20 protein-coding genes are annotated in these 23,899 nt (G+C 64.0%); 15 read left to right on the forward strand and 5 right to left on the reverse strand.

Annotated features, from left to right (window positions below; genetic code table 11):
• Positions 1-391 precede the first annotated feature (391 nt).
• The 6 genes from CSE6_RS10880 to CSE6_RS10905 all read left to right on the forward strand — a co-directional run bounded on the left by CSE6_RS10880 (position 392) and on the right by CSE6_RS10905 (position 7,276).
• Complete coding sequence (locus CSE6_RS10880; protein ID WP_034351726.1) at positions 392-1,579, forward strand: branched-chain amino acid ABC transporter substrate-binding protein; 1,188 nt, start codon at positions 392-394, stop codon at positions 1,577-1,579.
• 62 nt (positions 1,580-1,641) lie between these two features.
• Entirely contained in the window at positions 1,642-3,015 is a 1,374-nt protein-coding gene (gene tadA, locus CSE6_RS10885; protein ID WP_083994718.1) for a tRNA adenosine(34) deaminase TadA, read from the forward strand.
• Between the two features lie 290 nt (positions 3,016-3,305).
• Entirely contained in the window at positions 3,306-4,355 is a 1,050-nt protein-coding gene (locus CSE6_RS10890; RefSeq protein WP_003063276.1) for an LD-carboxypeptidase, read from the forward strand.
• Between the two features lie 151 nt (positions 4,356-4,506).
• Positions 4,507-4,965 (forward strand): hypothetical protein, encoded by a 459-nt coding sequence (locus CSE6_RS10895; RefSeq protein WP_034383772.1) that lies wholly within the window; start codon positions 4,507-4,509, stop codon positions 4,963-4,965.
• Positions 4,962-6,776: a hypothetical protein gene (locus CSE6_RS10900; protein ID WP_059440511.1), complete on the forward strand. Its 1,815-nt coding sequence runs from the start codon at positions 4,962-4,964 to the stop codon at positions 6,774-6,776. The genes CSE6_RS10895 and CSE6_RS10900 overlap by 4 nt, the downstream gene beginning before the upstream one ends.
• Positions 6,777-6,910: 134 nt before the next feature.
• Positions 6,911-7,276: an STAS/SEC14 domain-containing protein gene (locus CSE6_RS10905; protein ID WP_059440512.1), complete on the forward strand. Its 366-nt coding sequence runs from the start codon at positions 6,911-6,913 to the stop codon at positions 7,274-7,276.
• 64 nt (positions 7,277-7,340) lie between these two features.
• Here CSE6_RS10905 and fusA read toward each other — a convergent pair whose 3' ends face one another.
• On the reverse strand, positions 7,341-9,464 hold the full coding sequence (gene fusA / locus CSE6_RS10910) for an elongation factor G (protein ID WP_059440513.1): 2,124 nt from the start codon (positions 9,462-9,464) through the stop codon (positions 7,341-7,343).
• 224 nt (positions 9,465-9,688) lie between these two features.
• Here fusA and CSE6_RS10915 point away from each other — a divergent pair, with 224 nt between their 5' ends.
• Positions 9,689-9,934: a hypothetical protein gene (locus tag CSE6_RS10915; RefSeq protein ID WP_034407752.1), complete on the forward strand. Its 246-nt coding sequence runs from the start codon at positions 9,689-9,691 to the stop codon at positions 9,932-9,934.
• A gap of 35 nt (positions 9,935-9,969) precedes the next feature.
• Here CSE6_RS10915 and CSE6_RS10920 read toward each other — a convergent pair whose 3' ends face one another.
• Entirely contained in the window at positions 9,970-10,362 is a 393-nt protein-coding gene (locus CSE6_RS10920) for a hypothetical protein (protein ID WP_059440514.1), read from the reverse strand.
• 184 nt (positions 10,363-10,546) lie between these two features.
• Between CSE6_RS10920 and CSE6_RS10925 the strand changes: the two genes are divergently transcribed.
• Positions 10,547-13,099 carry a penicillin acylase family protein gene (locus CSE6_RS10925; RefSeq protein WP_238585681.1) on the forward strand — a complete coding sequence of 851 codons (2,553 nt, stop codon included), beginning with the start codon at positions 10,547-10,549 and terminating at the stop codon, positions 13,097-13,099.
• A 120-nt stretch (positions 13,100-13,219) separates the two neighbouring features.
• On the opposite strand, the gene CSE6_RS10930 is transcribed toward CSE6_RS10925, so the two are convergent.
• Positions 13,220-14,200: an alpha/beta fold hydrolase gene (locus CSE6_RS10930; protein ID WP_059440516.1), complete on the reverse strand. Its 981-nt coding sequence runs from the start codon at positions 14,198-14,200 to the stop codon at positions 13,220-13,222.
• Positions 14,201-14,357: 157 nt separating this feature from the next.
• On the opposite strand from CSE6_RS10930, the gene CSE6_RS10935 reads away from it, so the two are divergent.
• The 7 genes from CSE6_RS10935 to CSE6_RS10965 all read left to right on the forward strand — a co-directional run bounded on the left by CSE6_RS10935 (position 14,358) and on the right by CSE6_RS10965 (position 22,236).
• Positions 14,358-15,419 carry an aldo/keto reductase gene (locus tag CSE6_RS10935; protein ID WP_059440517.1) on the forward strand — a complete coding sequence of 354 codons (1,062 nt, stop codon included), beginning with the start codon at positions 14,358-14,360 and terminating at the stop codon, positions 15,417-15,419.
• A 69-nt stretch (positions 15,420-15,488) separates the two neighbouring features.
• Positions 15,489-15,989, forward strand: coding sequence for a Cys-tRNA(Pro) deacylase (ybaK, locus tag CSE6_RS10940; protein ID WP_034351750.1), 501 nt, complete (start codon positions 15,489-15,491; stop codon positions 15,987-15,989).
• Positions 15,990-16,184: 195 nt separating this feature from the next.
• Positions 16,185-16,871, forward strand: coding sequence for a glycerol-3-phosphate 1-O-acyltransferase PlsY (gene plsY, locus CSE6_RS10945; RefSeq protein ID WP_034351753.1), 687 nt, complete (start codon positions 16,185-16,187; stop codon positions 16,869-16,871).
• A gap of 85 nt (positions 16,872-16,956) precedes the next feature.
• Positions 16,957-18,483, forward strand: a complete 1,527-nt coding sequence (locus CSE6_RS10950) for a DUF4178 domain-containing protein (protein ID WP_059440518.1) — start codon at positions 16,957-16,959, stop codon at positions 18,481-18,483.
• A gap of 51 nt (positions 18,484-18,534) precedes the next feature.
• The gene (locus CSE6_RS10955; RefSeq protein WP_003063240.1) at positions 18,535-18,753 is read left to right on the forward strand and encodes a DUF350 domain-containing protein; all 219 of its coding nucleotides are present in this window, start codon (positions 18,535-18,537) and stop codon (positions 18,751-18,753) included.
• 196 nt (positions 18,754-18,949) lie between these two features.
• Positions 18,950-20,500 carry a polyamine aminopropyltransferase gene (locus CSE6_RS10960; protein ID WP_059440519.1) on the forward strand — a complete coding sequence of 517 codons (1,551 nt, stop codon included), beginning with the start codon at positions 18,950-18,952 and terminating at the stop codon, positions 20,498-20,500.
• Positions 20,500-22,236, forward strand: a complete 1,737-nt coding sequence (locus CSE6_RS10965; protein ID WP_059440520.1) for an FAD-dependent oxidoreductase — start codon at positions 20,500-20,502, stop codon at positions 22,234-22,236. The genes CSE6_RS10960 and CSE6_RS10965 overlap by 1 nt, the downstream gene beginning before the upstream one ends.
• Before the next feature lie 6 nt (positions 22,237-22,242).
• Here the strand turns inward: CSE6_RS10965 and CSE6_RS10970 are convergent, their stop codons facing one another.
• Both CSE6_RS10970 and CSE6_RS10975 read right to left on the reverse strand, forming a co-directional pair.
• Positions 22,243-23,235, reverse strand: a complete 993-nt coding sequence (locus tag CSE6_RS10970; protein ID WP_034383801.1) for an HD-GYP domain-containing protein — start codon at positions 23,233-23,235, stop codon at positions 22,243-22,245.
• Between the two features lie 15 nt (positions 23,236-23,250).
• Positions 23,251-23,889, reverse strand: a complete 639-nt coding sequence (locus CSE6_RS10975) for a TIGR02281 family clan AA aspartic protease (protein ID WP_034351847.1) — start codon at positions 23,887-23,889, stop codon at positions 23,251-23,253.
• Positions 23,890-23,899 lie beyond the last annotated feature (10 nt).

Here is a 23,899-nt window from a genome sequence, read left to right on the forward strand (position 1 = left end):
ACGGTCTGCGGCTGCCTGTGGCCGTGGTGAACTTGCCGGCCTTCAAAAAAAGGCTTTCCCTGAAGCCAGGAAAGTCCGGCGCAGCGTGCACCATCCCTGTCAACGCGGCACAATCAAGGCGCTGAGTCGGCGATGGTGCAAGAGCATGGTCGGCAGCTTCAGCCGAAATCCGAAATATCCCCAGCAGCCGGAGTCTGTGCTCAACGCAGGAAGAGTCGGGCCTGCTCGGGCTTGCTAGCAATTGCTCCAATGGAGTTCTGGTCCCTAGACTCCAGGGTTTGCCCCTTCGCTTGCACATCGAGCTGGTATCGCAGGCTTTGCCGCTACGCTTGAGGCTTTGGCCTGGCGTAGGCTTGCGTGCCACAGCCTTCCGCTTCATCAAGGAGAAAGCATGTCCATGACTGATCGCTCGGCCCAGAGCCGCTGTGTTCGCACCTCGTCTGCCCTGAGCCTGGCCCTGGTCGCCGCATCCCTGTCGTCCGCTTACGCGGCGGATGCGGAAAAGCCTCTGGTGGTGCGCATTGCCCATGGCGGCCCGGTCTCCGGTCCTATCGCAGCCCTGGGCAAGGATGAGGAGAACGGCGTGCGCATGGCGATTGACGAGCTCAACGCCCGCAAGCTGCAACTGGGCGGCCGTCCCGTGCACTGGAAGCTGGAGGCCGGTGACGATGTGGGCGACCCCGGCCAGGCCACGGCGCTGGCACGCCGCTTCTGCGACAGGAAGGTGGCGGCCGTGGTGGGGCATCTTCAGTCGGGCACGACCTTGCCGGCTGCCAAGATCTACAACGACTGTGGCATTCCCAATATCACCCCCGCAGCCACCAACCCCGCGATTACCGAGGCAGGCTATGACGACACCTTCCGCGTCATCGCCAATGACCGGGCCATGGTCAATGCTCTGCTGGACTATGCCGTCAAGCACCAAGGCGTCAAACGCATCGCGATCGTGGACGATCGCACGGCCTATGGACAGGGCATCGTCAAGCTGTTTGAAGCCGCTGCGGCCGAGCGCGATGTGCAGATTGTCGACAAGCAGTACACCAGCGACAAGGCCACGCAGTTTTCGTCCATTCTCACGGCCATCAAAGGCCGCAAGCCCGATGCGATCTTCTTCGGCGGGCTCGATGCGCAGGCCGGTCTCATGCTGCGTCAGATGTCGCAGCTGGCCATGAATCAGGTGAAATTCCTGGGCGGTGATGCGCAATGTTCGGAGCGCCTGCCTGCCATGGCCGACAAGGTGCCAGCGCTCAAGAACGTGGTTTGCGTGATGAGCGGCAGCTCCCTGGGCAATATGCCAGGCGGTCTGCTCTGGAAGCAGAAATACGACCAGCATTTTCCCGGCCAATATCAGGTTTACAGCCCTTACGCTTATGACGCGACCATGGTGCTGGCCAAGGCCATGCTGAGTGCCGATTCAGCCCAGGCCGAGGCCTATTTGCCCCGCTTGCGCCAGACGCGCTACGAAGGGGTGACGGGCACGATTGCCTTTGATTCGCAGGGCGAGTTGCAAAGCCCGCGGGTCACGCTCTACGGCTATGACTCTGGCGAGCGCAAGGAACTGGTGATCAGCGGTCATTGAGCGGTATCGGTGTTTCTTGAAGGAATATCTGCCAAGCCTTTGTCTGTCAGGCACATATAGCTATGGATTCTGATGCTTCCGTGCACGAGCACTTCATGCGCCAGGCGCTGGAGCAGGCGCGCCGCGCCGCCGCCTGTGGCGAGGTGCCGGTGGGGGCTGTGGTCGTCAAGGACGGGCAGGTCATAGGCCGCGGTCATAACAGCCCGCTCTCTGCCCAGGACCCCACGGCCCATGCCGAGGTGCTGGCCCTGCGCGAAGCGGCTCGGACTCTGGGCAATTACCGGCTTGAGGGTTGCACGCTGTATGTGACGCTGGAGCCTTGCACCATGTGCAGCGGTGCCATGCTGCATGCGCGTGTGGATGCCGTGGTCTATGGCGCGGCCGAACCCAGGACCGGTGCGGCCGGTTCGGTGCTCGATGTCTTCGGCTACCCCGCCATCAATCACCAGACGCGGGTGCTGCGCGGCGTGCTGGCCGCGCAATGCTCGGCGCTGATGGCAGAGTTCTTCCAGCAGCGACGCCAGGAAAAAAAGGCGCGGCAGCCGCATCCGCTCAAGGACTGGGCGCTGCGCAATGCCGATGAGGCGTTTGCCGACCTGCCCGCCTGGCCCTGGCGGCCGCAGTGGCGCAGCGACCTGCCGGCGCTGCAGGGCCTGCGTCTGGCGGTGGTCGATGAAGGGCCAGAGGATGCAGCACTGACCTGGCTGTGCCTGCATGGCAGCCCGGGCTGGGGCTATGGCTTCCGGCATCTGCTGCCCGATTTGCTGGCCGCCGGTCATCGTGTGGTGGTGCCCGATCTGCCAGGGTTCGGGCGCAGCGACCAACCCAAGAAAGACAAACGGCACAGCGCGCAGTGGCATTTGCAGGTTATCGCCGAGCTGATCGAAGCGCTCAACCTGCGGCGGCTGGTCCTGGTCGGGCAGGGTGATGGTGGCCGCCTGGGTCTGGCTGCAGCGCAAGCCCTGCCAGAGCGCTTTGCCGGCGCGTGGCTGATCGATACCTGGCCGCTGAATGCGCAGCCAGAGCAGCGTCAGCAATGGTTTGAGCAGGCAGCGCGCAAGCCCGGCTGGGACGTGGCCAGGGCCATGGCCGAATTGGAAGGGCGCAGCAATGCCGAAGAGGACCGCGCGTGGAATGCACCGTTTGCGCAGCCCGGCCATCGGGCCGCACTCAAGGCCTGGCCGCGTCTGCAGACCGAGCTGGCTGCGCCTCCCGCCGATCTGCTGCAGCAATGGGCGCAGGCCGGCAGGCTGTGGCTGCAGCCCGCAGCCACGCAGCAGCCCGTGTCTGCTGTGCAATGGCAGGCAGCCTGGCTGCAGGCCGTGCCGCAGTTGGCGGCACAGGCCAGGGTCTGGCGGCAAACCCGGCCTGGCGCTCCGGTTCCTGCAGCACAGCAGGGCGGTGGTGCAGCGGCTGTGGAATACTTTGCGCCGTAGCCCGATCGGTCAGACCGGCGGAGCAAGAATCTGAACCAGGACTTACGCAAACAAGAATGCAACAAGGGCTTGCCTTCCGAGGCAGTCGCCCGGCCTGAACCTGTTTTGCGGAAGTCGTATGAACTTCTGAATCTGCGGATTCACCCACTTTTCACGGAGCATGCGGCCGATGGCCGCATGAAAAGGCTTTGGCAACCTCGCGCAAATCCCCTGGATCCACTACAGCGCCCCAGCAGCAAGATCCCCACCACGCCCACTCGCACGGGCAGGAGCCGGACCACCAGGCTCATGTGCATGACGAGCACTGCAGCCATGAGCACGGTCACCACGATCATCACGACCATGTGCACAGCGCCGATGGCAGCTGCTGCGGCCATGATCACAGCCATGGCGGCAAGCATGTCTATATCTATTCGCCCTCGGGGGCGGTGCGCGACAAGGCAGCCTTCAAACGCGGCATCAAGCAGCTGGAGGCCCTGGGCCACGAGGTGGAGGTCGATGCCGATGCGCTGGCCAGCAGCCAGCGCTTTGCGGGTGACGACGCCACCCGTCTGGCTGCTATCCACCGTGCAGCGGCCAGCGGAGCCGACGTGGCGCTGATTTCGCGCGGCGGCTACGGTCTCACGCGCATTCTGCCGGGCATCAAGTACAAGACCGTGGCCAAGGCGATTGCGGGCGGCACCAAGTTTGTCGGCCTGAGCGACTTCACGGCTTTTCAGCTGGCCATGCTGGCACAGACCGGTTCGGTCACCTGGGCGGGTCCCGCGCTCAACGCCGACTTCGGTGTGGACAGCAAAAAGACCGGCGAGCCCGTGGACGACATCATGCTGGACTGCTTCGAGGACCTGCTCAGCGGCCAGGGCGAGGGCGCGGGCTGGCAGATGCCCAGGATTGGCGAGCTGCCCAATGGCAAGCCGCAACTCAAGGACTTCTATGTTCCTGGCGGGGCCACCTTGTGGGGCGGCAACCTGGCGGTGCTGGTGTCCTTGCTGGGCACGCCTTACTTCCCGCAGGTCGACGGCGGCATTCTGTTCATCGAAGACGTGGGAGAGCACCCCTACAAGATCGAGCGCATGCTGACCCAGCTGCTGCTGGCGGGCGTGCTGCAAAAGCAAAAAGCCATCATCTTTGGCCAGTTCACCGACTTCAAACTCACCACCCACGACAAGGGCTTCAAGCTGCAGACCGTTGTCGACTGGCTGCGCATGCAGCTTAAGCGCCCCGTGCTGCAAGGCCTGCCCTTCGGCCATGTGCCCACCAAGGTGCTGCTGCCCGTGGGCGCGCAGGTATCGCTGTCTGTGGAAGGGCGGGATGCGCTGATCTACTGGGGACATGTCTGACGGCAGACTGCCGCTGAGGTTGAGCCGCCAGCATGGCTTGCGCCTCGTGTCTGTGCCTAAGATGATTCAGTTTTAATAGCTGTTAACGTAGACTGAATATAGGCTGAGTGCCAATCTGGTTTGTATTTTTGAGATCGGGAAGGACGCACGCATGGGCAAGGCTGCACTGCCGTGGACCGAGGAAATGCTGGCCCTGCTGGGCCAGGAAAAAGACGCCGTGCTGGCCGAGCGCTGGGGCACATCGGCCAAGACGGTCAACCTCAAGCGCAATGCGCTGGGCATTCCCGCCTTCGGGCATTTCCAGTGGACGCAGCCAGCGCTGGCTCTGCTGGGCCGGGAGGCCGATGCCGAGGTGGCGAAGCAGCTGGGCATCAGCAAGGCCAGCGTGGTGGCCAAGCGCACCGAGCTCGGTATTGACTCGATGACAGGAGCTGCTGCCAGCAGCGCTTTCGACTGGAGCGACGAGGCCGTGGCCTTGCTTGGCACCGCATCCGACGCCAAGATTGCCGAACAACTGGGCCTGAGCCGCCTCACGGTCTACAACGCTCGCATCGCCAGAGGGATTGCTGCTGCAGGCCGGGGGGCAGCGGGCAAGAGCCGCGAACCATGAACCGTGCTGGCGCGCCAGCGACCGAGCTTGGGCCGACCCGGCCGCGGACTCTGCTGCGCGCGGTACTGCTGGGCTGGCTGTGGCTGGCGGCCCTGGCCGGCTTTTCTCATCTGCTGACGCGCCTGCCGCCCTGGGGCTGGCTGCTCGCAGTCCTGCTGCTGGTGCTGTTGCCAGCCTGGGGGCATTGGCTGCTCCTGATGCTGCGCAAAAAGCTGCTGCGCTTGCAGTTCGCGCCGCAGGGGCATATCGGTCGCTGGCTCGGCGGCGGTTGGTGGCCGGCCTGCAAGGCATTGACACTGGCCTTGCTGTTGTGCACCAGCTCACTCTGGCAGGCCTGGTTTCTGGCGCCCTGGGAATGGGCGCTGCTGGCGCTGGCCCCCTTGCTTTATGCCTTGCTGGCCTGTGGCATGCAGGCGGGCCTGAAGCGAGAGTTTTCATCGTCAGCCTTTGCCTGGGCCTGGGCCCAGCGCGCTGTCACCTGGCTGCTGCTGGTGCTTTGGGGCGGCAGCTGGCTATGCGCCATGGCCAGTCAGCAGGATCTGGGGCGAGGGCTGGCCCCCGGCATGGAGCCCGAGGCATTGAATCATGCGCTGGCCCAGATTCATGCAGCGCCCTCGGGGCTGGTGCGCTGGGGGCTGGATGCCCTGCTGGCCGTGCAGCTGGCGAGTGGCGCCATGGCCGACCTGCCCCAGTTGCCCATGCTGCGCCTGTTGCTGCTGGCGCTGTTCGGCCCGGTAGGCGTGCTGCTGTGCCTGGCGCGCGCCATGCAGGGGGCATCGGCTTCCTCGGCCCTGCTGCTGCAGGCCAGGCCTTCGGGGGCAGTGCGCAATGACGTGCCTTCGACGGCCGCGCCTTTGCTGGCCGCGCCTTTGCTGGCCCTGGTTGCCGTGCTGGTGCTGGGCATTCTGGTGCAGACCACGGCAGCCCTTGACGGCCTGGCGCGTGCGCAGGAGAGCCCGCTGGCGCTCAAGCGCCTGCCCGAGTGCGAGCGCATCGGGCAGCAGCTCTACAGCCTCGGCACGCTGGAGGCCACACGCCAGCAGGTTCTGCAGCTGCTGGGCCGGGCCCAGGCCGGACAGGCCCTGTGCCAGAGCATCCCGGAGATGAACCGGCAACTGGATGCCGCCGTCGAGCGCTATCTGGACTGGTATTTCAGTCTGGGGGCGGAGTGGGGCCGCATCCTCAGTCTGCTCACGGGCGATGTGAGTCAGTTTCTGCAGAACAAGCTCAGCGAAACCCTGGGAGCCACGCCAGGGCTGGAGGGCTGGGTGCAGACCCTGCAAAAACAGGCGCTGACCAGCGGTGCCGCTCTGGCCGAGGGCCAGCAGCGCATCGAGCAAACCCTGGCGCGTCATCATCTGGCCCTGAGTCCCGAGCAATGTCTGGTGCGTGCCGAGGTTGCCAGCCTGCCTGCGCTGGAGCTGCTGGGCGATGCACGCCAGCGTCTGACGGCCAGTGCCCTGGTGGGCACGGGGGGCGGTGCTTTTGCCGCGGCCGTCGCGGGCAAAGCCATGGCCAAGGCCTCGATGAAGGCCGCCAGCAAGGTGCTGGCCAAGGCGGCTGCCAAGCAGGGTCTGGGCAAGGCCGGGGCAGCGGTAGCCGGTGCGGCCGTGGGCTCTGTCGTTCCCGGTGTCGGCACGGCAGTGGGGGCGGTGGCGGGAGCGGTCGCTGGTGTGGTGCTGGGCGTGGGGATTGACTGGGCGGCACTTTATGCCGAAGAACTGCTGACACGCGATGCCATGCGCGCCGATCTGCGTGTCGCGCTGGGCGAGCAGATGCAGAGCCTGAGCCGGGCCATGGGCTGCCAGTAAGCGAATCAGTCGCGTTTCAGCAAGTCCGTACAGAGCGGCGGCAAGAGCAGAGAAAACCTGTGCTGCGGGTGCTGTCTAGGGCTGCATTCCAGTGAGCGCAGGCGTACAGTGAAGTTTCGCTGCAGGAGTTGCATATGCTCAATTACTCCCTCATGAAACCCGAAGGCATCTTGCTGCTGGAGCCCCATGGGCCCCTGACCGAGCAGGATTTTGACGGCGTCAGCCAGGATGTGGACGAATTCCTGGCCGAGCATCCCAAACTGCATGGGGTGATGATTCAGTCCAAGGACTTTCCAGGCTGGGAAAACTGGGCCGGCTTCAGCGCCCATATGGGCTTTGTCAGAGATCATCGCCATCAGGTGGAGCAGATCGCTCTGGTGACCGACAGTCATCTGGCGGGCATGGCCGAGTTCGTCGGCAGGCATATCACGCATGCCGAGGTCAGGCATTTCCCCTTTACCCAAGATGCCATGGCCATGCAGTGGCTGCATGCGGCCTGAGTCGTCTGTCTGAACCCGCCCGGCAACTCTGCCGCCGAGCCGCGGCGGAGTTGCCTGGATCCGCCTAGCCCTGTTTTCGGTGACCGGTCGTCGCGGTCGCCGCGGCTGCTGCCTGCTGCGGGGCCTGTGCGTAGCGCTTGAACTCCATGGTGTAGGTGGCGCGGCCCTGAGTCATGGAGCGCAGATGCGTGGCATAGCCGAACATTTCCGATAGCGGCACCTCGGCCCTGATGGTCTTGCCGTCGCCTGCGATATCGTCCATGCCCTGCACGGCGCCGCGGCGCGAGGACAGATTGCCCATCACGGCGCCTGCGTATTCCTCGGGCGTCTCCACCTCGACGGCCATGATGGGCTCCAGGATCACCGGGTCGGCTTTCTTGCAGGCTTCCTTGAAGCCCAGGATGGCGGCCATGCGGAAGGCCTGCTCCGAGGAGTCCACCTCGTGGTAGGAGCCGAAGGTCAGCCGCACCCGCACATCGACCACCGGGTAGCCGGCCAGAACGCCCGAGTTCATGGCTTCGCGCAGGCCTTTTTCCACGGCGGGGATGAACTCGCGCGGAATCACGCCACCCTTGATTTCATCTACAAATTCAAAGCCCTTGCCCGATTCCAGCGGCTCAACGGTCAGCACCACATGGCCGTACTGGCCCTTGCCACCGGACTGGCGCACGAACTTGCCGTCCACATCGCTGACTGTTTTGCGAATGGTTTCGCGGTAGGCCACCTGGGGCTTGCCCACATTGGCGGCCACATTGAATTCACGTTTCATGCGGTCGACGATGATTTCCAGGTGCAACTCGCCCATGCCGGCAATGATGGTCTGGCCCGATTCCTCGTCGGTGCTGACTCTGAAGGACGGGTCTTCGGCCGCGAGGCGCGCCAGTGCCAGGCCCATTTTTTCCTGGTCGGCCTTGCTCCTGGGCTCCACCGCCTGGGCGATCACGGGTTCGGGGAAGGAGATTTTTTCGAGCACGATGGGCGCTTGCGGATCGCACAGCGTCTCGCCCGTGCTCACGTCCTTGAGGCCCACGCAGGCCGCAATGTCGCCGGCGCGGATTTCGTCGATCTCCTGGCGTGCGTTGGCATGCATCTGCACGATGCGGCCTATGCGCTCCTTTTTACCGCGGGTCGGGTTGTAGACCAGATCGCCCTTGGCCAATACGCCCGAGTAAACGCGTACAAAGGTCAACTGGCCCACGAAGGGGTCGGTCATGAGCTTGAAGGCCAGGGCGGCGAATCTTTCGTCATCGCTGGCATGGCGTATCAGCGTGGTGCTGGCGCTGTCGTCCTCGCTATGACCCTCGATGGCAGGAACATCGAGCGGCGAAGGCATGAGCTCGACAATCGCATCGAGCAGACGCTGCACGCCCCGGTTCTTGAAGGCCGAGCCGCAGAGCATGGGCTGAATTTCGGTGGCGATGGTGCGCAGGCGCAGGCCGGTGATGATGTCCTCGGCACCGAGGTCGCCGCTGTCCAGGTATTTCTCGGTCAGGGCTTCATTGGCCTCGGCAGCGGCTTCCACCATCTTCTGGCGCCATTCCTGTGCGCTGGCCAGAAGTGCAGCGGGGATCTCCTGGTACTCGAACTTCACCCCCTGCGACTCGTCGTCCCAGAAGATGGCTTTCATCTTGATGAGGTCGACCAGACCATGAAAATCGGCTTCGGCTCCGATGGGGATGACGATGGGAACCGGGTGGGCCTTGAGGCGGTCCACCATCATCTGGCGCACACGAAAGAAATCGGCGCCCACGCGGTCCATCTTGTTGACGAAGGCCAGGCGCGGCACCTTGTACTTGTTGGCCTGGCGCCAGACGGTCTCGGACTGTGGCTGCACGCCGCCCACGGAGTCGTAGACCATGACTGCGCCGTCGAGAACGCGCATGGAACGCTCGACCTCGATGGTGAAGTCCACGTGGCCGGGTGTGTCGATGATGTTGATGCGATGGGCCGGGAAGTTGTGCTCCATGCCCGACCAGAAGGCCGTGGTGGCCGCCGAGGTGATGGTGATGCCGCGTTCCTGCTCCTGCTCCATCCAGTCCATGGTGGCAGCGCCGTCATGGACTTCGCCCAGCTTGTGGTTGACCCCGGTATAGAACAGTATGCGCTCGGTGGTGGTGGTCTTGCCGGCATCGATATGCGCGGAGATGCCGATATTGCGATAGCGTTCTATGGGCGTGTGGCGAGCCATGATGACCTCCCTGAAACACAGTTCTGAAACTGAAGCGCCGGCACCATGTTGCGGAGCCGGCAAGCAGAGGAAACGCATCGGAAATACTAGAGAGATGGCTACAAACTCACTGCCAGAGTGGGTATGGCTCGCGGCATAAAACACAAGCAGCAGGCCAGGGCGCAAGGCCTGGAGCCTGGCGGGCACCCGGCTTTCCCTTCATTCAAGAACAAGGACTTGTGAACATGACAGAGCAGAGCATTCAGATCGCAGCCCACAAAATGGTCTACATCCTGGTGGTGGAGCAAAGCTTGCGTGCCGGCGAAGGAATGAGCGAGAAAGCGCTTGCTGCCGACCTGCAAAAGCATGGCATCTTCGACGGCGAGCGTCAGTCCGCGCTGGACTGGGCCGTCACCAGGGGCTGGCTGCAAAAAGCAGGCGGCGAGGTGCGCTTGACCGAAGCCGGCTTTGACATGAATTTCACGCAGTAGCGGCAGGCGTCGGGCAGCAGCCGCCGCCCCGGCGTCTATTCCAGATAGACGCCTTTTCCCTTTTTGCGTGCCCGCATGCCGGTGCGCAGGAACAGCTCGCTGCCGCCCTGCACGGCCAGGGGCTGACTGGGCTTGCCGGCTGCTTTGGCCAGATGGGCATCGGCGCGCGCATTCCAGTGCTCCAGCAGATCCTGCAGGGCAAGGCGCTCCGCTTCGGTCAACTGCGGATGCTGCTCCAGGAACTCCTGCAGATACTGGCGCGCATCCAGCTCAAGCTGCTCGCGCGTGGTGGCCAGCGAGATATAGCTGATGTCATCGTCGCGCCCGCTGGTATGCGTGCCCAGCAGATAGCAGCCGATATAGTCGCCCCGGGTCTGACCCACGGCGGGGTCCTGGCTGAGTTTCTTGAGCAGACTGAAGGGCCACATGCGTTGAATTCCTTGGGACTGACGCGAACAGGGAAGCACGACAGGCATGGAGCGCCATGCCTGATCCGAATCTGCGTAAGTCGTTTTCCTAACACCGGGCCGTGGCCCAAACAGGTATTGTCGCCCATGGCTGGACGCGATCAGCATGTGGATGTTGCGCACCGGACGCATGACAAGAGGCGATATGGGAGACATCACTTCGGCGGCAGAACCCTCTGCCCGTCCCTGGCTCAGGCGCACACTGCATCTGGCGGCTGCGGCCACCGGGCTGGTTTTGCTGGCAGGGGCCGCGTTGGCGGTCTATGGCATGCGGGCCCAGCCGCGCATGGATGGCAAGCTGGTCCTCGCCGGGCTTGAGCGCAGCGTGTGGGTCAGGCGCGATGAGTCCGATGTCACGCATATCAGCGCCCGGTCGCCGCAGGATGTCTGGCGGGCCCTGGGCTTTGTCCATGCGCAGGAGCGCGGCTGGCAGCTGGAGTTCAACCGCCGTCTCATGCAGGGGCAGCTGTCGGAGATTCTGGGGCCAGCCACGCTGGAGCTGGACAAGCTGATGCGTGCTCTCGATATTCATGGCGCGGCGCGTCGCCAGTACGCGGCGCTGCCGCCCTCGGTGCAGGAGGCCTTGCAGGCCTACAGTCAGGGTATCGCCGCCTTTTATGCCAGGCCTTCGCAGGCTGCAGCGCCGGAGTTCCTGCTGCTGGGCACCAGGGCCGGAGCAGGAGGGCCATCGACCTGGGAGCCTGAAGACACCGTGGGCTGGGCGTTGATGATGGCGCTGGATCTGGGTGGCAACTGGGGCAACGAGTTCGCACGGCTGAATCTGCTGCAGGTCCTGAGCACCGAGCAGCTGTGGCAGCTGATGCCAGCCTATCCGGGCGAGCAGCCCGCGACGGCGCTGGACCTCGCCAGTCTGTACCGGCAGCTCGGTGTCTACCGGCAAGAGGATGCCAAGCCCAAGGTCTCGGCACCGGACGGGCAGATTCAGTCGGCCTTGCAGCAATGGGCGGCCTCCATGGCGAGGGACATGGGCAGCAACGACGGACTGGGCAGCAACAACTGGGTGGTGGCCGGCAGCAAGACCCGAAGCGGCAAGCCCTTGCTGGCCAACGATCCGCATCTGGGGCTGAGCGCTCCAGCCATCTGGTACTTCGCGCGTCTTCAGTCGCCAGAGGGCCGGGCCGGCGACGGCAGCGTCCTGAGCGCGCTGGATGTAACGGGCGCCACCTTGCCCGGCATGCCCTTCGTGGTGCTGGGCCGTACGGCGCAGGTGGCCTGGGGCTTTACCAACACCAACCCCGATGTGCAGGATCTGTATCTGGAACAGATCAACCCGACCGATGCCAGCCAGTACCGCACGCCCATGGGCTGGGAAAAGTTTGTCGTGCGCGAGGAAGTCTTCAAGGTCAAGGGCCAGAGCGATGTCAGGGTGACGCTGCGCAGCACGCGCCACGGCCCGGTGATCAGCGACGCGCAGCAGCAATACGGCAAGGTCATCAACACCGATCGCTATGCGCTGGCCCTGCGCTGGGCAGCGCTGGACACGGACAACCGCACGGTGGAGGCCGGCCTCAGAGCCAACGGGGCGCAGACCGTCCCCGAATTGTTCGAGGCATTTTCCATCTACCACTCGCCCATGCAAAGCATTGTGGCGGCCGATGTGCAGGGACATATCGGCTTCAAGGCTGCGGGCAGGGTGCCTGTGCGTGCGCCGGGCAATGACTTGCGCGGCGTGGCGCCGGCGCCCGGCTGGGATGCGCGGTATGACTGGCAGGGCTGGCTGGGATACGACCAGACGCCGCAGGACGATGGCGGCACGCGCGGCTTTGTGGCCACGGCCAACCAGCGCGTGACGGATGCCGGCTATGCGCATTTTCTGACCCAGGACTGGAGCCTGCCTTACCGCCACCAGCGCATAGAGCAACTGCTGGCGGCAGGCAGCCAGCATGACGTGGCCAGCATGGCGGCGATTCAGAACGATGTGCAGTCCCTGGCCACCCAGGCCTTGCTGCCCGTGCTGCGCAAGGCGCAATCGAGCCACGCCCTGGCAGAGCAGGCGCAGCAACTGCTGGCGGGCTTTGAGGGGCAGATGGAGCGGGACAGGCCCGAGCCGCTGATCTTCTCGGTATGGGTCGACGAGCTGACGCGCGGCCTGGTGATTCCGCGCATTGGCGAGCAGCGCTTTGCCATGAGCTACGGCAAGCGTGACTTCCGTGCCGGGCTGGAAGGAATCCTCGCGCGCAATGACGCCTGGTGGTGCGCGCCGCTGAGCTGCGAGCAACAGTCAGGGCAGGCGCTGACCCGAGCGCTGGACAAGCTGCAGGCGGCCTATGGCAATGATCCGCGCCAATGGCGCTGGGGCGCGGCGCATCCGGCGCTCAGCGCGCACAAGCCGCTGGGCGCGGTGGCGGCGCTGGCCGGCGTGTTCAATGTCAGTGTGGCCTCGGGCGGTGACACCTATAGCGTCAATGTCGGGCAGTACAACGCCAACCCGTCGCCCGCCGATGCCAAAGGTCCGCTGGGAGGGCGCTTTGTCAGCCGCCATGCGCCCTCGCTGCGCGCCATTTACGACCTCGGCGATCCGGAGTCCTCGCAGTTCATCTACCAGACCGGGCAGAGCGGGCTGGCGCTGTCGGGCCGCTATGCCGACATGAGTGCGGAATGGGCCGACGGCCGCTATCGCCCGCTGCGGATGCAGCCCGGGCGCTGGCGCCATGTGCTGGAGCTGCAGGCTCGGTGATCCAGAGTTTGCTATTGTTAAATGAGCTGATGGCGTATGTATTCAATTGATTTAAGAGGTAAATAGATCTGAAATCATTTGATAACATGCGCCAAAAGCTCTTTTTTAGATAGCGAGCGGTCAGCGCAGAAAATCCTCGATCAGCCTGGCCACGGCCTCGGGCTGGTCGTGGTGCAGCATATGGCCGGCGTCTTGCACGCGGGCGATCTCGCATTGCGGGATGTGGCGAATGCGTTCGTGGTACTGCTCCAGCGTGTAACGGCCCTGGTGCCAATGGCCCAGGCTGTCGTCCGAAGCTTCGACCGATAAGGTAGGTGCACTGATGGCGGCCAGGCAGGCAAGTGCTTCATCCACGCGGTAGAGATAGGGGTTGGAGAGCTTGTGTGCGGCGTCGCCCAGAATATGCCAGCGGCCCTGGGCATCCGGGGCCGACCAGTGATGAGCCAGCCATAGGGCCTTGTCGCGGGGCAGGCGGCGATTGGTTTTCTGCAGGCGATTGGCCACGGCCTCCACGCTGTCGTAGGGGGCGAGACCCATGCCGCCCGCCCGCTGCTCGCGCAGCTGATCCATCCATTGGGCCAGACGCCCGGGGGCCTGGTCGGGCCTTGTGGGCGCCATGCCGAAGCCTTCGAGATTGACAAAGCGGCGTATGCGCTCGGGCCGCGCCCCGGCATACATGCAGGAGATATTGCCGCCCATGCTGTGGCCGACCAGGTCGATGGGCCGATCGGGCGAAATCTGCTCCAGCAGCATGTCCAGGTCGGCCAGGTAGTCGGTGAAGTAGTAGCTGTCGCAGGGCTCGGTGCAGCGGCTCAGGCCGAAGCCGCGCCAGTCATGGGCAAGGATGCGGCGGCCCTGCACAAAGGCGTCGCTGAAGGCATCGACTACAAACTGGTAGGAGGCGGCCACATCCATCCAGCCATGGGCCAGCACCAGCACGGGCAACTCGGGATCGATTCCAGAAGCCGGCTCGGGCTCCCAGCTTCGCTGGTGGTAGTGCATATTGCGCACGGGCAGCATCTGCGAGCGCCACTGGCGGCGCGGCTGATAGGGCGGGATATCGGTGAGCTGGCCGGTCTGCGCGGGGTTGTGCGTTGTCATATTGTCTCCGTTGTTTTGATTATTGCTGCGCTTGCAGCATGGCCCGTCGTGCGCGGGACAGCGGTGTCAGCAAAAACAAGGAGTCTGCCCCGATCTTGTACGGTCAGGCTCTAAACTTGGAAGCATGACTTCTGCTGCATCCACTTCCCGTCTTTCCATGAATCCCGTTGCTCTGGGGCAGAGCGATCTGCGCGTCAGCCCCATCTGTCTGGGCACCATGACATTCGGCGAGCAGGTCGATGAGGCTCAAGCCTGGCGCATCATGGACCGAGCCGTGGAGCGCGGCGTGGATTTCTTCGACACGGCCGAGATGTATGCCGTGCCCGCCCGTGAGGCCACCTTTGGCGCGACGGAATCCATCATCGGCCGCTGGCTCAAGGCCCGCCCCGGCATGCGCGAGCGGATCACGCTGGCCAGCAAGGTGGCCGGTCCATCGCGCGGCATGCCCTGGATCCGAGAAGGCTCTGGCATGTCGGCGGATGACATTGTTCGTTCCTGCGACGCCAGCCTTGAGCGCCTGCAGACCGAGGTGATCGACCTCTATCAGATTCACTGGCCCGAGCGCCATGTGCCGGCCTTCGGCACCATGTATTACGACCCGCAGAAGGAAAGCTCGCTCACGCCCATTCACGAGCAGTTGCAGGCGCTGGCCGGTCTGGTCAGGCAGGGCAAGATTCGCCATATCGGTCTGTCCAACGAGACGCCTTATGGCGTGCACGAGTTTGTGCGACTGGCCGAGCAGCATGGGTTGCCGCGTGTGGCTGCGATCCAGAATCCTTACTGCCTGATCAACCGCAGCTATGAGAACGGGCTGGACGAAACCTGTCACCGTCTCGAGGTGTCGCTGCTGGCCTATTCGCCGCTGGCTTTCGGCCTGCTGACGGGCAAGTTCGATCAGTTTGCGCCGACCGAGGCCGGTGCGCCCAAGGAGGCACGCATTGCCAGGTATGAATCCGTGCAGAAACAGCGCTGGGGTCGCCCCGATGCGCTGGCCGCCGCGCGCCGCTACAACGCGCTGGCGCGCGAGCACGGCCTCACTCCCACGCAGCTGGCATTGACCTTTTGCTACACCAAGTGGCAGGTGGCCAGCACCATCATCGGTGTGACTTCGGTGGCCCAGCTCGACGAGGATCTCGATGCCTGGGGAACCGAGCTGTCTGCCGAGCTGCTGGCCGAAATCGACCGCATCCGCTGGGAGATGCGCGATCCTGCTGTCTGATCGCTTTATTGAGGGAAAATGGCTAGTGGCCCATATCGGGTATGCGCCACTAGCTATCAAAATTGAATCATGGCAAAAAAAGACAAAAACGCCCATGTGAGCGAGACTCCGGCCACGCAGATGCTCAGGGCCCACAAGGTGGAGTTCACCGAGCACCCCTATGACTATGTGGAGCATGGCGGTACCGAGGAGTCGGCGCGTCAGCTGGGACTGGACGAGCATGCGGTGGTCAAGACCCTGGTGATGCAGGATCAGGATGCCAGGCCGCTGATCGTGCTCATGCATGGCGACTGCAAGGTATCGACCAAGAACCTGGCACGCCAGATCGGGGCCAAGAGCGTGGAGCCCTGCAAGCCCGAAGTGGCCAACCGCCACAGCGGCTATCTGGTGGGCGGCACCTCGCCCTTCGGCACCAGGCGCGAAATGCCGGTCTATATCGAGGAAACCATACTCGCGCTGCCACGCATCGCCATCAATGGCGGGCGGCGCGGCTATCTGGTGCAACTGGCCCCTGAGGTCTGCACCCGTTTGCTCGATGCCCGGCCGGTGCACTGCGCGCTGGCAGAATAGGGGGCTGGTCAGCCGGGGCAGACGCCGGCTGGCAAAAAAGCAAACAACTAAAACATACGCAATCAAGGATCTACAACGGCATTGCTATCGACAAGACAGCATGCACGGTCCGAACTTGCGTAAGTCGTGACAACAATCGGCTCCGTCGACTTGGGTTGGCGGGCCTAAGGGCCAGTCTCTGGCCGAGGAATTCCTTTGAACGCCCTCTATCCCGTTATTGCCGTCATCGCGGCCTATCTGATTGGTTCGCTGTCTTTCGCCGTCATCGTCAGCCGCGTCATGGGCCTGAACGATCCGCGCACCTATGGCAGCGGCAACCCCGGTGCCACCAATGTGCTGCGCTCGGGCAGCAAGGCGGCTGCGGCTGTCACGCTGCTGCTGGATGCGCTCAAGGGCCTGGTGCCCGTGGTGCTGGTCAAAGCCTTCGGCGCGCAGTTCGGGCTGGGCGACAGCACGGTCGCGTTGGTCGGCCTGGCAGCGTTCCTGGGCCATCTGTACCCGGTGTTCTTCGGCTTCAAGGGTGGCAAGGGCGTGGCCACGGCCTTGGGCGTGCTGCTGGGCATCAGCGGCTGGCTGGGTCTGGCGACGGCCCTGACCTGGGTCATAGTGGCCGTGTTCTTCCGCTATTCCTCCCTGGCCGCGCTGGTGGCATCGGTGTTCGCGCCCGTGTATTACGTGCTGTGCAGCGGCATTGTCTGGGATGCGGAAACGCCCATCACTGCCGCGATTGTCGTGATGGCGATCCTGCTGGTCTGGCGTCATCGCGAAAACATCCAGCGCCTGATCGCCGGCAAGGAATCCAGGCTGGGACAGAAAAAGACCGATGGCTCCAAGCCTGCAGAGGGCGCGGCCCGCAAGAACGGCAAGAGCAAGCATCGCTAGGACGCGGCTGCTACATTTCGCCGAGGCCGCCTTCAGGCCTCTTCCATTCAAGCGCAAGAAGCTCCTGATTAAATAGCAAAAAGATATGGCTTCCAGCCCATCGCAGCGCGACTACAGCGCTCCCTGTCCTGGTTGTGGCGCGCCGGTCCACTTCGCCAGTGCGCAATCGAGTTTTGCCGTCTGCGAGTTCTGTCGCAGCACCGTGCTGCGCGATGGCGAGACGCTCAAGCGCATTGGCTCCATGGCCGAGGTGTTCGAGGACTACAGCCCGCTGCAACTGGGCGCCTCGGGCATGGTCAAGCGCAACGGCAAGCCCGAGCCCTTCACCATCGTGGGCCGCGCGCAGTACAAAAGCGCGGCTGGCAACTGGTCGGAATGGGTGGCTGCGCTCAGCAACGGCGAGCTGGCCTGGCTGAGCGAGGACAACGGCAGCTTTGTCTTTGCCGTGAGCTGGCAGCCGCCGGGCTGGAACGTGACCGAGTTCCAGCAGCGTGAATGGCGCATGGGCCGCGAGCTCAAGGCAGGCACCGAATCCTTCACCGTCACCAGCATTCAGGATGCGCAACTGATGGTGGCTCAGGGCGAGCTGCCCCGACTGCCTCAGCTGGGCAAGAGCTTCAAGCTGGTGGAGCTGCGCAGCGACAAGAACCAGATTCTCTCCATCGACTTCAGCGACAAGACACCGGCCTTCAGCCTGGGGGCAGCCGTGGCGCTGGATGCTTTGCAGATGCAGGGCCTGCGCAGCAGCGCCCAGCAGAAAACCCAGGGCCGCCACTTCAACTGTCCCAAGTGCGGTGCCGTGGTGCCCGTGCGCTTCGACACCACCAAGGCCCTGAGCTGCCCCAGCTGTGGCAGCCTGATCGACATGTCCAAGGGCATGGGGGCGGAGCTGAGCTATGCCGAGCAGCGCAGAAAGGTCAAGCCTCTGATCCCGCTGGGCAGCGAAGGCACGCTGGATGGCCTGAAATGGCAGGTCGTGGGTTTTCAAAGGCGCAGCGGGCGTGGTCTGGGCGAGGATGAGGACGACAGCTTCACCTGGGACGAGTACCTGCTCTACAACAAGAAGGCGGGCTTTTCGTTCATCGTCGATTCGGAAGACGGCTGGAGCACGGCCCGCGTCATCACGGGTGCTCCCAAGCTCAGCAAGAATGGCGCCACTGCGACCTATCTGCAGCGCAAATACCAGCGCGACTACGCCTACCTGGCGGAGACGGAATATGCAGAGGGCGAGTTCTACTGGCCCGTCTTCAAGGGCGCCAAGTCCAGCAATGTGGACTTTGCCAATGGCGGCAAGCAGTCCACGCTGGCGCTGGAGACTGCCAATCAGGAAACGACCTGGACCCATGGCCAGCGCGTTTCGGCTGAGACGGTGGCCAAGGCGTTCGGCACGGCCAAGCTCAAGGATCGCTCCCAGGTCAGTCCTCTGTCGGGCAGCGGCTTCAGCTGGGGCACGATTCTGTTCTGGTTGTTCCTGCTGCTGTTCATCCTGCCGTTCCTGCGTGCCTGCATGTCCAGTCCCAACTGCGACCCGCGCACAGATCCCAACTGCACGTACAGCCGCTCCAGCAGCGGCTCCTACGGTGGTTACACCTCCGGTGGCAGCCATAAATAAGCGTCGCTGCTCTCACAGGCAGGCCCCCTATCTCATTACAGGAGAGACATCATGAATTTCGACTGGTTCAGCGCCCAGAACTTCTTCGGCTCCATCATCTACGCCCTGGTGGGCGTGGTGGTGTTCTGGCTGTGCTTCATCATCATCGACAAGATCACGCCCGTGGACATGTGGGCCGAGATCGTGGAGAAGCACAACAAGGCACTGGCCATGGTGGTGGCGGCCATGTGCCTGGGGATCAGCATCATCGTCGCTGCGGCGATTCACTAAACACCCCCTGAGGCGCCCGCGCCTTCCCCCTCTCTCGCTACGCGGGAGGGGGACGACTGCATCGCTGCGCGGCGGCGCTTGCTGGCAGTCCCTCGTTTGCAGCGCGCCGGGTCTGAGCTTCAGAGTCCAATGGGAAGTGCTGATTCCTGAGGAGTGCAGGCCGATGGTGTGCTGAACTAGATAGAAAGTACCTTTGATGACTTCGATGGTGGCCGAGCAGGACAGCGCTGGCCTGGGGCCTAGGCCCATTGATGTGGCGCTGCTGGCCAGCGTCTTCGTGATTGCGGCCTGCGGTCTGCTCTATGAGCTGGCGGCAGGCGCGCTGGCATCCTATCTGCTCGGTGATTCGGTGCTGCAGTTCTCCACCATCATCGGCACCTATCTGTTTGCCATGGGCATAGGCTCGTGGCTGTCGCGCTATTTCGAAGATCAGCTGCCCGCGCATTTTCTGCGCGTGGAGCTGATGGTGGCGCTGGTCGGCGGTGCCTTGCCGGCCGTGCTGTTTCTGGCCAATGCCTATGCGCCGGGCGCGTTCCGCTTTCTGCTCTACGGCATGGTGATGGTGGTGGGCACCCTGGTGGGGCTGGAGATTCCGCTTGTCATGCGCATTCTCAAGCGCAATGCATCGCTCAAGGATCTGGTCTCCAAGGTGCTGACCTTCGACTATCTGGGAGCCTTGGCCGTGTCGCTGGCGTTTCCCATCGTGCTGGTGCCCAAGCTGGGGCTGGTGCGCACAGGTCTGCTGTTCGGCTTCATGAACGCGGCCATTGCCGTGTGGGCCCTGGTGCTGTTCAAGCATGAGCTGCGCAATCTGCGCGCCCATGCCTGGGCCTGTGCGCTGGTGCTGCTGGCCCTGGGCGGCGGCATCGCGGGCGCGGATCAGCTGACCCGGCTGGCCGACGACCATTTCTACCAGGACCGCATCGTGCTGAGCAGCAGCTCGCCCTACCAGCGCATCGTGGTGACACAGGGACGCCAGGGCGCGCGGCTGTACCTGAACGGCAATCTGCAGTTTGCCCAGAGCGACGAGTACCGCTATCACGAAGCGCTGGTCCACCCCGCCATGGCCGCACATGGTGCACCGAGGAAGGTGGCGGTGCTGGGTGGCGGCGACGGCATGGCCGTGCGCGAGGTGCTCAAGTACCCTGGCGTGGAGTCCGTGGTGCTGGTGGAGCTGGACCCTGCCATGACCGGCCTGTTCAAGAGCAATGCCATGATGACGGCGCTCAATGGCAATGCACTCAACGATGCCCGCGTGAGCATCGTCAACACCGACGCCTTTCACTGGTTGCAGGAGACTGCGGACACCTTCGATGTGATCGTGTTGGACTTTCCCGATCCCACGAATTTCGCCATAGGCAAGCTGTTCACCAATAGTTTTTATTCGCTGCTGGACAAGCGTCTGGCGGCCAGCGGCTATGCCGTGATTCAGACCACCTCGCCGCTGATTGCGCGCCAGAGCTTTTGGACCGTGGTGCAGACCGTGGAGTCCGTGGGTCTGACGGCGAAGCCCTATCACGTGCATGTGCCCAGTTTTGGCGAATGGGGTTTTGTGCTGGCCAGCCACCGTCCCTGGCGCGAGCCCGAGGCTTTGCCCGCTGGCATGCGTTTTCTGACCCTGCCCACGCTGCGCCTGATGTTTGACTTCCCTCTCGATATGGCGCGCCTGCCGACCGAGGTGAATCGCCTGTCTAATCAGGTGCTGGTCAACACCTATGAGCGCGAGTGGGGCAAGGTGGAGCATTGATGCGGGCCGATCTGAAGCGGCGCGACTGGCTCGGGCTGGCGGCTGCCAGCGCTTTGGGCGCAGCTGGCCTGGCCGGCTGCAAGCAGCCAGCGCCCAGACTGGAGGACTTGCCTGGCGGCTTCAGCGGCGTGGCGCTGGAGCGTGGTCATGGCCTGCGCCCTTTCTGGCAGCGCCTGGCGCAGGGGCTGGAGCTGCCTGCACCTGCGGTGGTACACCAGGCGCCGGTCGTGATTGCGGGCGGGGGCATGGCCGGGCTGGCGGCCGCACGCGCGCTGGAACTGGCTGGCGTGCAGGGCGCAGCCTTGCTCGATACCCAGGCCGCCATGGGAGGCAACAGCCAGGCCGGGCAAGTCAAGGGCATTGCCTGCCCCCTGGGTGCCCACTATCTGCCCGTTCCCGGCGACGATGCCCATGAGGTGCAGGACTGGCTCGAGGAGCTGGGCGTGCGCCAGCGCTTCGCTGGCCGCTGGCGCTATGACGAGCGCTATCTCTGCCATAGCCCGCAGGAGCGTCTGTACTGGCAGGGCGGCTGGCACGAAGGACTGTTGCCGGTGCAGGGCGTGAGCCAGCGCACGCTGGAGCAATATGCGCTGTTTGAAAAGCAGGTCGAGGCAGCGTCTCGGGCGGCGGCCTTTGCTATGCCTTCCATCCGTGTCTGGCAGCGCGAAGCGGGTCTGCCTGCCTCTCATGCCGTGCTCGATGCACAGCGTTTCGACCAATGGCTGGCGGAGCAGGGCCTCGATGACGAGCGTCTGCTCTGGTATCTGGACTACAGCTGCCGGGATGATTTCGGTGCCGGTCTGAGCCGCGTATCGGCCTGGGCGGGGATTCACTATTTCGCCAGCCGCCATGGTTTCCATGCGCCGCGTCCGCAGTCCGAGCACGAGAGCGAAGCGGATGGCGAGCAGGTGCTGACCTGGCCCCAGGGCAATGGCTGGCTGTCGCAGCAACTGGCGGCGGGACTGAAAGCCACGCAGCTGCAGACCGATTGCAGCGTGCTTGCCGTCACCGAGGACGCGGGCGGCGTGCAGATCGAGGTTTATCACCATGGCCGCCAGCAGCATGAGCGCTGGCTGGCGCGCCATTGCGTGGTGGCGCTGCCTAGCTTTGTTGCTGCAAGAGTGCTGCGCAATGCGCCCGATTTTCTGCGTGCTGTGGCGGCTCGCCTGGACTGGGCTCCCTGGCTGGTGGCGAACATCCATATCGACCGACCGTTGGCCGACTACCCCGGCGCCGAGCCCGCCTGGGACAATGTGCTGTATCGCGATGGCAATGCGGGCGGGCTGGGCTATGTGGATGCGGGCAATCAGCGACTGGACCGCATCCGCAGCCAGCCTACGGTGCTGAGCTACTACCAGGCGCTGGGGGACTGGGCCGATGGGCGCCGGCAATTGATGCAGCAGCCGTTTGCCTTCTGGCGCGAGCGCATCGTGAACACGCTGAGCGAGCCGCACCCAGACTTGCTGCAGCATGCCACACGCATGGAAATCACCCGCTATGGCCATGCAATGGCGATTCCGCGTCCTGGCGATCAGCGGATATTGAGTGAAATAGCCGTCAAGTTCAGTGCCAGCAAGCGCAATCTGCTATTGAATGGGGAGCGAGTGCAAGGCCTGCCCACGCCTGCGACGGCGCGGCTGAGCTTTGCGCATTCGGACTGGGCCGGCTACTCGGTACTGGAAGAGGCGTTCACGCGTGGCCACCATGCCGGCCTGATCGCTGCACAAGGCGTCTAGAAAGGGTCAGCGTCTGCTGCCCGGCAGCTTCACCATGCGGTACAGCTCGGCATTGCCGCGTGCACTGTGAATGCCCAGCTGTGCCATGGAGCGCAGGTCCAGATCCAGCGTCAGCGACGAACGAGCCAGCGCGGAGGTGATGGCCGGCCTGCGCCCGTCCAGATGCCAGATGGGCGGGTACATGCTGTGACCGTCACGGTCGATCACGCTGGCAATCTCGGGCTCTTCCAGACTTTTTCCGCGGCGCAGCACCACGGCCACTTCGCCATTGTCCAGCTGCACATAGGTGCCGGGCGGGTACAGGCCCACGACATCGATCAAGGCCTGCTTGACCTCATCGGCGTATTGGCCGCCCTGCTGCAGCACTTGCAGCGACTCGGTAGCCGAGCGGCCGCTACGGGTCTTGCGTGGGCTGATCAGGGCCGCATATCGGTCTACCGTGCCCAGAATGCGTACCAGACGCTCCAGCGGCTGCAACTGTGCCAGCGGCGCGGGCTGCAGCACCACGTGGTGGTATTGCACGGTGTCCAGCCAGAGTCGGTCACGCACCATGAGCCGCTCCAGCATCAGCCGGCCCTCTGTGGGGTGCTGCTTGACAGCTTCGGCCTGCTGGCTGCTCAGCGGTGTACGCTGCTCGGCCAGCTGATTCTGCAGCACGGTCATGCCGATGTTCATGGTCAGAGCGGCCTGGATCAGCGTGTCGCGCTCGGATTGAGGCAGGTCAAGCTCCTTGGCAAGGATATGGCACAGGCCCGCGCAGACCACGGCGTGAGATGGGCTATAGCCCACGGTTGTCGAGCTGGCACGTTGAAACATCAGATACAGCGCGGCATCGCTGTCCTGCGTGATGAGGTCTTGCAGCCATAGATCAAGCTGGTGCAGCTTGATGGCAAAGCCGGGGATGCGCAGCGGCTCGGTCAGCAAAACCGCGAGTGCGGCCTCCAGATCCGACCATAGGCCCAGCAGGTCTTCATAGGGGTCGTCGTAGCGTGCGTGCATGGGCGAGAGGCGGGTTCAGTTCTTTTCCAGAACCATCTCATTGCCCTTGCGGGTCATCTGAAACCGGGTCAGCAGACTGTTGCCCAGCAGCACATAGGGCATGGACTGGGGGGCAACGACGGCCTCTATCCCGTAGACCTCCATCTCGCCCAGTCTGACGCTGTCGAGCTTGATGCGCCAGCCCTGGGCAGTGCCGTTGGCCGTGCGCATCAGGACGGGGGCACCCTGCTCGTAGGGCAGTCCCATGCGATCGGCATCGGCACGGCCTATGGCAATGGTGCTGGCGCCGGTGTCCACCATGTACTGCATGGTTTTCCCGTTGATATAGCCTCGATCCACAAAATGGCCGCGCGAGTCGGCGATCAGGACCAGCCGGCCCGAGCGCGCGGCGCCGCCAATGCCGCCCCTGCTGCCCACGCTGACCGGAGCTGCTCCCAGATGCACGGTCTGGCGCTGGCCCTTGATATCCACCACGGCGGAGTCGCCGCTGATCTGCAGCAGGCGCACCTCCTTGTGGCTTTCGTTGACGGCCAGCGCCTTGGGGGCACTGCCATCAATGACCAGCAAGGCCTTGCTGCCCAGCACGCCGGTCAGGGCTACGGACTGTCCAAAGGCACTGCTGGAGGCCACAGCGACTGAAAGCAAGAGCCCCATGCGACGCAGG

The sequence above is a fragment of the Comamonas sp. E6 genome, from assembly GCF_001010305.1.
Classification (GTDB): Bacteria; Pseudomonadota; Gammaproteobacteria; order Burkholderiales; family Burkholderiaceae_C; genus Comamonas; species Comamonas thiooxydans.